The organism is Paenibacillus sp. JJ-223 (assembly GCF_927798175.1).
Taxonomy (GTDB): Bacteria; Bacillota; Bacilli; order Paenibacillales; family Paenibacillaceae; genus Paenibacillus; species Paenibacillus hubeiensis.
This window is the reverse complement of the sequence record NZ_CAKMMP010000001.1, coordinates 329582-343011: the sequence shown is the minus strand read 5'-3', so window position 1 is coordinate 343011 and position 13430 is coordinate 329582. Positions and strand designations below refer to the sequence as shown.

The window sequence follows — 13430 nt, the reverse complement described above, 5'->3', positions numbered from 1 at the left end:
CCCATCGTTTCGACGGGATTCGATATGCCTCACTGCTCCAATAACGCTCAGCTGCTTCCGCTTCTTTGACACAAATCTCTTGAAAAGAGGTGTTTCACTGGCTAGAATACTGGGTATTAAGCACTTATTGTTGTTTTTAACCGACGATTTCTTATTGAACATAAGATATCCGCAAAACACTAAATTTCGACGATGTATTATACACCAAAAGGAGAGCTCAAAATGCAGGTTCAAAAGGTTGATCATCATGAATTATTCGAGCAGATATATAACCTAGCGCCTATTGGAATTGCACTCGTTGCTCCGACAGGGCAATGGCTGAAAGTGAACCCTGCTTTTTGCAATATGATGGGCTTTACCAGTGAGGAATTATTGAATCTCAGCTACCAGGAGATTACGCATCCCGAGGACTCGCCGCAAGATGTGATCTATGCCTGTGAGCTGTTTGAAGGTATATCGAAAGAACATAAATACGAAAAACGATACATCAAAAAAGATGGCAATGTCCTTTGGACTTCATTACATGTTTCCTTGGCTCGAGACGAAACGACGGATGAGCCGCTTTACTTCATTTGCCATATTGTGGATATTACGGATCGTAAAGCGTCCGAACAGAAGCTATTGCACAGTGAAGAGATGTTCAAACTGATTTCGGATAATGCTCAGGAGATCATTTATATCACGAATTGTGAAGGCGTCTGTCGATTCTGCTCCCCTTCCGTTCAGCATTTGCTGGGCTACTCGCCCCAAGATATAATTGGCAAGGATAACATTGCATATTTCCATCCCCAAGATCTGGAACGTATCTCACAGATGGACCTGTCCTCTGGCAATATGCTGAATGTTAGGATTCGCCATAAAGAAGGTCATTATCTTTGGTTCGAAACCACGTATAAAATCATCGGAAATGCTGAGCATGAACAGCAGATCCTATTCATTGGACGAGATGTCTCCGAACGAAAAAAACATGAAGAGATCGTTGCAGAGGCAGAGCGTATCGCGATGATCGGCAGTTGGGAATGGGATATGGTCAATGACCAAATCGCCATTTCAGATCAAATCTTTGAGATTCTTGAACTCGAACGCACTCCCCAACGATATCGGGCAAGTGATGTTTTTAAAGCCATGAATCCCGCGGATGCAGCATCTCTGCAACAAAAAATCGGCTGGGTAAAACAAGGCGAGCCGCTTGATTTCGAGTACAAATACATCAGCAAGAATGGCAGCGAGAAATATCTTCACTTGCGCGGATTAATTACGTTTGATGAATACTGCAAGCCAGTACAGTTAAATGGGACATTGCAGGATATTACCGAGCGGAAACTCATTGAATTCAAGCTGCAGGAGACCGTGGAACGGTACACATCGCTGAAAAAATATAATCATGACGCCATTATCTCGTTTAACATGGATGGGAACATTATGAATGCCAATCCTGTAGCGGTGAAAATGACAGGCTGTCCCGTGGCTGAAATGAGCGGCACAAGCATACAAAGGTTTATCGGGGCCGTTAATCTAGGACTGATTCTCCGCAGCAATTACGAGTTGGCCGAGAAGGAAATCAACACCATTCGCCATAAGGACGGCCACGAGACCGAAGTCTTGGCTACGCTTGCTCCGATCATTATCAACAAGGCCAATGTGGGGTTTTATCTGATCGCAAAGGACATTACCGAACAGAAAAAACTGCTCGTTGCCAAAGAGACGGCCGAGAGAATGAATCAGGCCAAAAGTGAATTTCTCGCCATGATGAGCCATGAAATTCGCACCCCCATGAACGGCGTAATCGGGATGACGGACCTGCTGCTGGATACGCCGGGACTCAGCGGAGAACAAAAGGAATATATCAGCATTATCCAGAAGAGCGGAGATTCCTTGCTGGCCATCATTAATGATATTCTTGATTTTTCCAAAATCGAGTCAGGCAAAACCGAGCTGGTCGATGATCCGTTTGATCTTCGAGAAATCGTGACAGAAACGGTGCAGATCGTAAAACCACTGGTTCGCGAAAAGAATCTGGATATCCGTGTATGTCTGGATGATGCCATTCCGACTCCGGTGCATGGCGATGCTTACCGTCTTAAACAAGTACTGACCAATATCATCGGCAACGCGGTTAAATTTACTTCAGAAGGCGGCGTGGAAATCAATGTCGGCGTTAAAGAGCAGTGCAGCAGCAACGTGCAGCTGCAATTCACGGTGAAGGATTCGGGAATAGGGATTCCGGTGGAGAAAAGACAACAATTGTTTGAGCCGTTCTACCAACTGGAAAATTTCATGACTCGCAAACCTCAAGGCACCGGTCTCGGGCTTGCCATCAGCAAAAAGCTGGTGGAGCTGATGCAGGGTGATATCTGGATCGAAGAATCGGATGAACCGGGTACAACCTTTGCATTTACCGCATGGTTCAAGTTGAACAACAATGAAGAGAGCAGCACATTCGATCAACAACAGAAAAAGAACAAATCGGCACCTCTTCGGATTCTGATCGCGGAAGACAATGAGGTGAATCAGCTTGTCCTTGGCAGGATGATCGAGAAAAAAGGACACTTTGTAGACCTGGTGGTCGACGGTGCCGAAGCTGTCGAGGCTGTCAAACAGCATGCGTATGATATTGTTTTTATGGACGTGCATATGCCGCGGCTGGATGGCTTTGAAGCGACTAAAGCGATTAAGGAAATGCTTGACCCCGAATCATGTCCATTTATTGTTGCGGTAACGGCAAATGCCGTAAGAGGAGACATGGACAAATGCTTGAAGGCAGGCATGGATGCATATGTAAGCAAACCTATTAAAGGCGAGTCGATTACGCAAGTGCTGGAGATGTATTATATCAAGAACCAGATCAATCATTCATAATTTGCAAACAATGAGCAGCCTGCGATCCTGCAGCCTGCTCATTGCCTTTATTAACAACATTTCCCATTAGCGTAACAAGTATTATTCCATTCTGTCTGCATTATCTTCTCAATCTGTCCGTATTGGTCCCCTTGATCCATCCTCCAGTGGATTTCTTCCCTTCTACTTTGTCTCTCTGGGGATGATATAAAGCGTTCCATCCTCGCCATACTCCGCATATGCAATATCCTTAATATTGTCATACCCCTGCCTTTGCATATCAAGCTTGACCTTTTCCGGGTCCATTTTCTTTCCCCTCAGGGACATCGTCAGGAGTTCCCCTTTATCAATGACCGTAATAGCCAAGCTATTGGAAATATCCTGAAGACCCAAATCTTGGGCAGTCGGAGGCTCGTACTCCGGCTTGCGAAGGACGGACAGAGATCCGTCGATTTCCAGGACGGCATGTTTGACCTCCTGAAGCGAAAAAACGTTCTGTTTTCGAAGCATGGAGAGCAATTGTTTATATTCAATGTCATATTTTTTTAATAAACTCTGGTTCACCTCACCGTTATCAATCAAAAGAACAGCCCGCCCCTCTGCTGCATACCCGAATTTAACGAAACGGGTTGTTGCTTTCTCAAAAAGGTAGGAGAGGATCGTCCAAACTGCCAAAGCAAATAAAAGATGGGATACGTTGACCTGATCGTCATACAGCGTATTTCCCACAATTTCGCTTAATACCAACGAAGATAGGAAATCCAATGGCGTAAGTTGACTGAGCGTTTTTCTTCCCGTAACGAACGTAATGACCCAAAGTCCGAAAAAACTGATGACCAGCTTGATGCTTAATTCCAACAGCATATCGACCAACCTCCCCAAAGAACCAATCATTGAAGAACCATTACCCACTTCTTTCAATTAAAAACAACGGCGCCCATCAAGCCAAAATGAAAAGGCATGAACCCGGTCTAATACCGAGCTCATGCCTAACAGGTTGCATAAAAATACTTGTCTACCTTTAAGCGAGATCACTTCAAAATGACGCCGATTCCATCAGGTTGTTGTTTTAAGATCGGGAGTCGAGCATTCACCATTCATGGAGAGGTTTACGGATGGATATTATGCATTATTGCACTGTAGAGAAAATCGGCTAAACCTTCATGGCCATATTGATTGAAATAATTTCTGAATCGTGCATCGAATTTGTAAGTATTGGCAATGCAAGCCAGTAATTCTGCATCACATGTCATGAATTGCATCAGATTTTCTTTCCACTCTTCGATTAATCGCTGAGCTTCATCGGAGGAAGGATCCTGATCCACACAAGACGCCATTTGTTTGAATATTTCCTCCATGGATTGAAACCGTTCCTCTTTATCGTCAAGCGATAATTTTTCCAACGTTTCATTATACTCTTTATACGCTTCTGTTTCGCCATAAATGAATCTTGCCTCATTTGCATACTGTTCTTTCAATGGTAAAACGGAAGAATCCTTGAAGATTTGCAAATCGCTAATATCCATTCCCGAATCGTATTCATCGATCGCTACCATCATGGTTTCCAGTCTTTGTTTTCTCGATAATAACGTTTGTTTCTGCTTCTTCAAAATTTGTTTACGTTCTTGTCTGGTCAGCTTTAAAATTTCTGCAATTTCTTTCAAGGAAAACTCCAACTCCTTTAGGAACAGAATCGTTTGAAGTTTTTCCAAACTGCTTCGATCATATAAGCGATACCCTTTTTCCGTCAGATGCGTCGGTTTAAATAAATCGATTCGATCGTAATAATGCAGAGTCCGGCCTGTAATGCCTGTAATCCGAACAATATCTTTAACCGTTAATAATCGTTTCTTCATCCCAAAATCCTTTGACTTCGTCCAGTATTTGAGCAGCAGGCGTTATTGTCGCCTCAAAAATCGTTTTTCCCGTTTTTCTTAAATAATATCGGATTAAATAATATCCGCAAGCGTATCCGGCACTATAAGGCATGTTGACCGGTTTGAAGTTTTGAAGGGTGGCGATCTCGTCCCCGTAAAGATACGGAGCCAATTGATCAAACCCGGTTAATTGCAATCGCTCTCTAAGCACAGGCTTTATGCGTTGGTTAAGTGTTTCTGCGTTCGTTTTCGTGACCCAAGGGCCGAGCAATTCTTCTCCAAACATGAACGTCGCATAATTTTCGGCTAATCCTTCACTTACGATGAGCTCGCCCAAATGAACGTTGTGATCCCACTGAATAAATTGATAGCGCACATTATGGTTGCATTCATGCGCCAGCGAAGCTTTCATCCGCGGAATCGTGTACTCATTTGGCAGGAGCGTCCCCCAGATAAATCCGGGAATGCCGCCAAAACCGCTATATCCTTCATTTATGGTTAAAGCACGGTTTTCCGGATTCCCTAGTTGAATGGTAAACAAATACTCGGATACGGGGAGGCTTATACCATGTTCCACAAATAGACCGAGGCTTTTCCTTACAGCGTGCTCACACTCTAACCAAAAAGAATCTGACGAAATCAACTCTACCTCATTTGAAATCTGCCGGGTAATCTGATCAGGAGATCGATGCATCATACTATTAAACGTAACCACGTCAAAACCGTTCGCCTCTTCAGCTCTAAAAGGGATCTGTTGAATTTCCCATTGCTTCATAAAAGGGGCCATCATTTCGTTTCTGAATAATTCAAGCTTTTCGTCGGGCGAAGCCTGGATTATATTTTGATAAATGTGGTCTGAACGCAATGTTTTTATGTTCATATCTCTCACTCCCAGTGATGTATTCATAGAGAGAGTATGGACTATGACCTAACGTCATAGTCAAGAGAGAAATTCGTAATGCTTTGCCTGGGATATTCTCGTCGACCAAATCCGGTGATTTCAAGTCACCGATGATGAAAGCGCCGTCCAGTCACTAGATAAGAAAAGGAAAACGTCGGGCAAGCCTGCAAACAGGTTTGCTCATGCTCATCGTCTTCCTTGCATCGAAAAGAGCAAACGTTGAAATCCAACCCGTTTTGCCGCCTCCAAACCCATTACAAGTGGTATTGTAAAGAAATTCACGATAAGAGCCTTAATATGCGCCAGGAGCATTCGAAAAATATTTAGAACGGAACGTTCATATGGATCCTGTGTCATGAGTGAGATGTGTTATTAAACATTTTTTTATACTGAAAGGGATGGGTGGGATGGATTTAGTGGCATTCAGCGATTTCTCACTACATCCCGCCAGTTCGCATTTGTAAGGATCTCTGCATCGTCACCGAAAAATACGTTTCCCGCTTGTTGATCGCCTTTCAGCCAATACATAAACCATGCAGTCATATATCCGTCAGCATGGTTCAGCATATCGCCGTGGTCCGTGTTTACGCGCCTTGCCATAACTTTGGTTACCGTATCGGGAATATTGGCATAATTTTGGTTAAGTGACCAAAGCGGGGTAATACCTTGCCCTTCTGTTGCCGTTATATCTTCAGCAGTTCCCGCATCAAAATATCCCGTACCAGCAACCATGAAATAGGGGATTTTGACCTTAGATACGTCGTAGCTCCATTCCTTTCCGAATACGCTGTCCTGTCCCCAGTAGCTTGAAGTGGCGCTTGCTGTATACATGACTTTGTAGTATCCGCCGTTATCCTGATTGGTTACGGCGTTTATTGTCCCCACGCCTCCCTGCGAATGTCCGCCGATTCCAATGTTGTCCACATCAATTTTACTATAAAAATCACTTTCGCGATCTTCATTCAGACTTAGCATAAAATCAAGGCTTGCAGACGATGATGCTCCTGTTCTTGAATTTTCGTCCTCATTGCCAACAACAATGAATCCCCATGAAGCAAGATGTTTAAACACAGCTTTATATTTTGAAGCAGGGATCCCCGTGCCGTTTGCCATTATAACGAGGGGATACGCAGACGAGCTTTCTTTCAATTCAGATGGAAACCAAATCTCATATTTCTTGAAGGTATCATTACCTGCGTCAAATTCCACATAAGAAACTTTATTTGTACCAAGTGCTGTATATTGTGCTTCGATGGGCTTGTCGGTCTTTACAAATTTATAATAATGTCCATTGCGATATGAAAGAAATGCAAGCACCGCCACAATTACCGCAATAACAACGAGAACCACAATCAGCAATATTCTTTTAAAGATTTTCATAAACTTCACCTCATTGCCACCTAATCTTCCCACATGCTCATTTTCTTTTCGAGATACAGGCGATATTGCTTTTTGTCGTTTTGCAGTTCGTATCCGGAGTGGGAAACTCGATATTATCATGTTTCGACAATTACATCCCTTAATTCGGCATATATTTATCCAAATATTCATTGATTTTTTCAAAATAAAGTTTTGCTTCTTTTGGATCATTTTGTAAGCCGTGACCCGAACGCTTAAATTCAATGAAATCATGGGGAACGTTATTTTCCTTTAGAGCTTCAAGCAGATTTTTCGTTAGACCGAACGGTACGACTTTATCATAAGTGCCATAGGCAGCTAATGTTGGAACGGAATTCTTGGTAATATGTGTATAAGGTGAAATTTCATCTACGTACTTTTTGTACTCACCATTTCTCATCATTTCTGCAGTGATGCTTTCCCCTGTCATGATCGAGGCAAAAGCTGCACTTGCTTCAGCAGCTTCGTCAGATTCATATGGGCTATCGGTATTATCGATACCAAGCCATATAGATGGTTCGAAGCTAGGAGGGCCAACTCCTTCGAAGACCAATTTTACCGGAATTGGAGAGGAATCCGCATCACGGTACGCATAAAGTAAAGCAAGAGCTCCACCAGCAGATCCCCCAGATATAGCCATTTCATCAAGGTTATACCCCAGTTCAGCAGCCTTTTCTTTGATGACAGGTATACTTTGCTTAATTTCTTGAGACATTTGATAAAGGTTAACCGTATTTTCATCGGTGCGTAAGCTATAATTGATGCCCGCAGCTACATAGCCTTTAGAAGTAAAATATTTAAGCATATCGGCATCGTCACTTTTATCTCCGCTTGTAAATCCGCCCGCGTGAAGATAAACGACAAGACCATATGATTTTTTAGAATGATCTGCTGGAACATAGAGGTCATATTTGTTCAATTCTTCTTTGCCATATTCTAAATCTGTATAAATGGTTCCGACTGAATCACTCCAGTCTACATGTAATGGGTTACTAAACGTAGGAAACTTTAGTTTCAAGAAGGCCGAACCGGAAAAAACCAATACAAAAGTAAGAATGCAGGTTAATATCCACATCATTTTTTTCATCAGAATAATTTTCCTCCCAATAACAGATCCAACATCAGACGGACTGCTAATCTGCCTAACACAAATGCGGCAACCGCAATTATGGCAAGAATGACAAGACGTTTTTTGGTTATCATCGTTTCTCCTTTTCTTCATTCTCGAGATATTAATGAATTGTTTGCGCTGGAGCAAACATTACCATGAAAAAATAAACTGAAAATAAACCACTATAAACGAATTGAACTTTGTTCACTTGAAACAGTGCTTTATGATAGAATGCAGTTCTAAGTTACGCATACACATCCAACGGAAAGGAATGAGAGTGATGTTCCAAATCCTCGTTGCAGAAGACGATAAAAATACGGCCAAATTAATGAAAACCATTATTGGCTCTGCCGGATATGAGGTATATTTGGCGGAGAACGGCATGGTGGCACTAGAAATATTGGACAAGCAGCATATTGACCTGATTGTGCTCGATATCATGATGCCACACCTGGACGGATTCGAACTGACTCAAATGATCCGGGAGAGCAGGAATGATATCCCTATACTTATGGTCAGTGCAAAACATCTGCCTGCAGACAAACGTAAAGGCTTTATGGCAGGAACAGACGATTATATGGTCAAACCTGTGGACGAAGACGAGATGCTTCTTCGAATCAAGGCTTTGCTGCGAAGGGCCAAAATCCTTAACGAGCGAAAGCTTCATATCGGGAAGATTACGCTTCAATATGATTCATTAACGGTGACGAGGGAGAACGACGTGCAGACGCTGCCGCAGAAAGAGTTCTATTTGTTATATAAGCTGCTATCTTACCCCGACAAAATTTTTACCCGGATTCAGTTGATGGACGAAATTTGGGGCATGGAATCCGAGACGAACGATGTTACGCTCAATGTTCACATCAACCGGCTAAGAAAGCGATTCAGCGATTATCCGGAATTCGAAATCATTGCGATTCGAGGCATTGGTTATAAGGCGGTTAAACACAGTGATTAAAAAGAAAATCAACTTTACCGAAAAGGGTTACTTGCGCGGCTTTGGTTTGACTTTCATGTTTACGTTCATTGTGTTGTTTATTTTGCTCATATCCATTTTTCTTTCGTTTATCATTATCGTGTTTCTAGCATACATCGGGCTTTACACGCTGCCTCCAGCAGACGAGCCGAATTCCGGAGGCGGGGTATGGCTTATTGCTTATTTCGGAACCGTAAGTGTTCTGGTCAGTGTTTTGGCGTCGCTTATTTTTAGCCGGATCCCCCTCTCCCCCATCCGCGAAGTCATTGATGCTTCCCAAGAGCTTGCCAAAGGAAATTTTGCCGTCAGGATCCATCTCAAGGGGGCGAAAGAGCTGAAAAAATTGAACCAAAGTTTCAACCACATGGCAGAAGAACTGGGGAGCCTTGAAATGCTGCGTTCCGATTTCATTAATAACTTTTCACATGAATTCAAAACGCCGATTGTTTCTTTAAGGGGATATGCGAAGGTATTGAAAAAAGACAATTTGTCGGAAGCAGAACGCAATGAATATTTGGATATCATTATTCATGAATCGGAGCGTCTTGCCGAACTGGCCACGAATGTCCTTCAGTTGACCAAAATTGAAAGCCAAACCATTATCACGGAAAAGACGTTGTTTAACGTAACCGAACAAATAAGAAATGCTGTCGTATTGTTGGTTTCGAAATGGTCCGCAAAAAACATTCGTTTCCACTTCGATTCGGCCGAAGTCATGGTTGTAGCAAATGAAGATATGCTCAGCCAGGTTTGGATCAATCTTCTGGACAATGCAATCAAGTTCTCTCCCTCGGATTCAGAGATCAAAATCGATATCGAATCAAGAGATCAACAGACCCGCATCTCTATTCATGACAATGGCCCGGGGATCGACTTGAGTAAGCAAAAATACATTTTCGACAAATTTTATCAGGGAGATGCCTCACACGCCTCTCCTGGATATGGGTTAGGTTTGAGCATTGCTCACAAAATCGTTGCCTTGCACAACGGAACAATTAGAGTTGCAAAATCCTTTGACACCGGCACAACATTTGAGGTGATTCTTCCGTGAAGGCTACGATCTGCCCTTTGGGCTTGTTTTGTCCTGGCCACCAACCTGATTTGTTTTCAACATAAAGTTTAGCAAAAAACAGCCGATCAACGTGATCGACTGTTTTGTTGCCTTTATTCTGATTTTTTTAAAACAATTGCTGAAGTAAATGCGTAAACTGCCGACCCCACTCGCCTCCAAACTACCAGGTCCCGATGCCGATCACCAATACGTCAAACCCCGTTTTTCCATTCTGCGATATTGCATAACCAATCCCTCCCGCTTGATTTTTTATGGACTTCGGTGTCGATTTCAATGTAACACCGGACTGCTCGTCACAAAAATACTTATTGCAGCGTCCTCCCCCGATGGCTTGTTATTATGATTCTCTGCCGAGTTTAAGCGCCGGATGCTTCGGAAATAATGGGGCTAGCAATATCGAGAGGAAGAAGACCCCCATGCGGATTCGCAGAAAAAACAGCAAGACCGGGAACTTCGACAGTAACGGGAAAAGTTCGAGTCATTCGCCCCCTCCATCGGAGGACATGCTGCTTTCCGATCTGCAGGCCAGTTTGCAAAAGATCCGGCAGACGCTCGGAAACAGCACCGATATCGGTATCCGGGAAATTCCGTTTGGTGAGTCGGGTGAAGCCAGCATAGCGCTTCTTTATACCGACGGACTGGCCGATCAGAACATCATCTACGAGTCGGTCATGAAAACCGTCGCTCACGTGGCCAAAGCCGACGGGCAACAGGATCCGGAATGCTCTATCGTTAACGACGGTAACCGCCTTTTGAAAGAAATCTCACTGTACAATCAGGAAATCAAGATGGTAAACGACTATAGAACTCTGTTCCACGCCTTGTTGTCCGGGGATACCGTCGTTTTGATGAATGGCTCCGCGGAAGGCCTTATTGCTGGTACAAAGGGATGGAAGGACCGTGGTGTGACAGAAACCTCGGCGGAGAATGTCGTCCGCGGTCCCCGGGAAGCTTTTTCCGAGTCCCTGCGTACCAATACATCGATGATTCGCAGAAAAATCAAGGACCCTAATCTATGGCTGGAATCGATGCAGATCGGAAGGGTGACGCAAACCGATGTCGGCATGATGTACATCAATGGAATTGCCAATCCGGAGATCGTCCAGGAAGTTCGCGATCGCCTGAGACGGATCGATGTGGACAGCATTCTGGAAAGCGGATATATCGAAGAATTTATCCAGGACACCACGTTTACGCCGTTCCCTACCATCTACAACTCCGAACGCCCCGATGTTATTGCGGCTGAACTGCTGGAGGGAAAGGTTGCCATTCTGGTGGACGGAACCCCGTTCGTTCTGATCGTTCCGGCCCTGCTGGTGTCTTTCCTGCAAGCTTCCGAGGACTACTACCAGCGGTGGGACATCAGCAGCTTTTTACGCATTCTGCGCTATCTGAGTATCTTTATATCGCTGCTGGGGCCCTCCCTTTATATCGCGATCACGACTTTCCACCAGGAAATGCTTCCGACCCAGCTTTTGTTCGGGTTGGCCGCGCAGCGGGAGCAAATCCCGTTTCCGGCTTTCGTTGAAGCCTTATTGATGGAGCTGACCTTTGAGATTCTGCGGGAAGCCGGGGTTCGCCTGCCTAAAAATATCGGCTCCGCGATTTCGATCGTCGGCACCCTGGTCATCGGCCAAGCAGCCGTAGAGGCGGGGATTATATCCGCGACCATGGTCATCGTCGTGGCGATTACGGCCATATCCAGCTTTGTACTTCCGTCTTTCAATATGTCGATCGCCTTCCGCATGCTGCGCTTCCCGTTGATGGCGCTCGCCGGGTCCTTCGGCCTGTTCGGCATTTTTGTCGGTATCATGGCCTTGATCCTCCATTTATGCAGCCTTCGTTCCTTTGGAGTTCCCTATATAACGTCTCTTGCTCCGTTAATACCGGAATCCCAAAAGGATGCCATCCTGCGTTTCCCGCATTGGATGCTCAATAAACGTCCAAGGATGACTACCGGGCGCAACCAGACGCGCAGGCCGGGCAATCCTCCGAAGAAATCGCGAAATGAAAATTGAAGCCATCACGGGAAAGCGGGTGAATGCGACATGAAACGAATCGGGGGGTTGCTTCTGCTCTACATGCTGATCGCCCTGTTGTTGAGCGGCTGTTGGAACCGCAGAGAACTGAATGAACTCGGGATCGCGGTGGCCGCCGGGATTGACCGTGTGGAGGACCGTTACCGCTTGTCCGTCCAGGTCGTCGTGCCCGGTCAGGTCGCTTCCAAAAAAGCGGGCGGCTCCCAGGCACCGGCCACCTTATATACGGCCGAAGGCGACACGATTTTTGAAGCGGCCCGGAGGATGAGTCAAGTGAGTCCGCGAAAAATTTATTTTTCGCACCTGCGCATGTTCCTGATCGGCGAGTCGATGGCCAAAGATGGTATCGCCAAGATTCTCGATTTTTTGCTGAGGGATCATGAGTTTCGAACCGATTTCTATCTCGTGGCCACCAAAGGCGCCACCGCCGAGGAGGCCCTGAAAATCATGACGCCCCTGGAGTCCATACCGGCCAACAAATTGTTCAGTTCGCTGCAAGCTTCAGAGCGGGTATGGTCACCCAGCATCACAGTGACGCTGGATGAGTTGATTAACGATCTGAGCAGTGAAGGAAAGAATCCCATATTAACCGGTTTGGAAATCATCGGAGACCGTGAAATCGGGGAAACCCCGGAGAACGTGAATACGATCAAGACCCCCGGAAATCTCCGATTTGTCGGACTCGCCGTTTTTAAAACAGACAAGCTGGTTGGTTGGCTAAACGAGAGAGAGAGCAGAGGGTACCGCTATGTCACAGGCGGAGTAAAAAGCTCCGTCGCTTTTGTCTCCTGCGGCGATAAAGGAAAAGTAACCCTGGAAACCGTCCGAAGCGATACGAAAGTTACAGGAAAGGTCATCGACTCCAACCCGGAAATTGAGATCAAGGCGTACGTCGAGGGGAATGTGGGCGCCGTAGAGTGCAAAGGACTGGATCTGACGCAGACAAAATCCATCGAAGAATTGGAAACCAAAATGGAAAATAAGGCGGAGCAGTTGATGAAATCGGTCGTTGCAAAAGTACAGGAAGAGTATAAAGTCGATGTCTTCGGTTTCGGCGAAGCCATCCGCCGTTCGAATCCCGGTTTCTGGAAACGGGTCAAACAGGATTGGAATGAACGTTACTTTCCGAACCTGCCCGTCAGGGTCAAGGTGGATTACCATATCCGCAGAACGGGAATAACCAACAATACGTTCATCAATAACATCGAGGAATGAGGC

At 45.0% G+C, this 13430-nt stretch carries 10 protein-coding genes; 5 read left to right on the top strand and 5 right to left on the bottom strand.

All coding sequences use genetic code 11. From position 1 onward, the window contains the following. Positions 1-222: 222 nt before the first annotated feature. On the top strand, positions 223-2859 hold the full coding sequence (locus L6H98_RS01395; RefSeq protein ID WP_236412347.1) for a PAS domain S-box protein: 2637 nt from the start codon (positions 223-225) through the stop codon (positions 2857-2859). A 162-nt stretch (positions 2860-3021) separates the two neighbouring features. Here the strand turns inward: L6H98_RS01395 and L6H98_RS01390 are convergent, their stop codons facing one another. From L6H98_RS01390 to L6H98_RS01370, 5 genes are all read right to left on the bottom strand, one after another. Further along, on the bottom strand, positions 3022-3702 hold the full coding sequence (locus L6H98_RS01390) for a DUF421 domain-containing protein (protein WP_236412346.1): 681 nt from the start codon (positions 3700-3702) through the stop codon (positions 3022-3024). A gap of 245 nt (positions 3703-3947) precedes the next feature. Then, positions 3948-4694, bottom strand: a complete 747-nt coding sequence (locus L6H98_RS01385; RefSeq protein ID WP_236412345.1) for a MerR family transcriptional regulator — start codon at positions 4692-4694, stop codon at positions 3948-3950. After that, positions 4669-5595, bottom strand: a complete 927-nt coding sequence (locus L6H98_RS01380) for a DUF2268 domain-containing protein (protein ID WP_236412931.1) — start codon at positions 5593-5595, stop codon at positions 4669-4671. The genes L6H98_RS01385 and L6H98_RS01380 overlap by 26 nt, the downstream gene beginning before the upstream one ends. A 444-nt stretch (positions 5596-6039) precedes the next feature. Next, a complete protein-coding gene (locus tag L6H98_RS01375) occupies positions 6040-6996 on the bottom strand; it encodes an alpha/beta hydrolase (protein WP_236412929.1) in 957 nt (318 codons plus the stop codon). A 139-nt stretch (positions 6997-7135) separates the two neighbouring features. Further along, positions 7136-8101, bottom strand: a complete 966-nt coding sequence (locus L6H98_RS01370; RefSeq protein WP_236412344.1) for an alpha/beta hydrolase — start codon at positions 8099-8101, stop codon at positions 7136-7138. 304 nt (positions 8102-8405) lie between these two features. Between L6H98_RS01370 and L6H98_RS01365 the strand changes: the two genes are divergently transcribed. The 4 genes from L6H98_RS01365 (at position 8406) to L6H98_RS01350 (ending at position 13427) form a co-directional block, all read left to right on the top strand. Next, the gene (locus tag L6H98_RS01365; RefSeq protein WP_236412343.1) at positions 8406-9083 is read left to right on the top strand and encodes a response regulator transcription factor; all 678 of its coding nucleotides are present in this window, start codon (positions 8406-8408) and stop codon (positions 9081-9083) included. A gap of 232 nt (positions 9084-9315) precedes the next feature. Further along, a complete protein-coding gene (locus tag L6H98_RS01360) occupies positions 9316-10152 on the top strand; it encodes a HAMP domain-containing sensor histidine kinase (protein WP_236412342.1) in 837 nt (278 codons plus the stop codon). Positions 10153-10676: 524 nt separating this feature from the next. Beyond that, positions 10677-12191, top strand: a complete 1515-nt coding sequence (locus tag L6H98_RS01355) for a spore germination protein (RefSeq protein WP_236412927.1) — start codon at positions 10677-10679, stop codon at positions 12189-12191. A 30-nt stretch (positions 12192-12221) separates the two neighbouring features. Next, positions 12222-13427 (top strand): Ger(x)C family spore germination protein, encoded by a 1206-nt coding sequence (locus L6H98_RS01350; RefSeq protein ID WP_236412340.1) that lies wholly within the window; start codon positions 12222-12224, stop codon positions 13425-13427. The last annotated feature ends 3 nt before the right edge of the window (positions 13428-13430 follow it).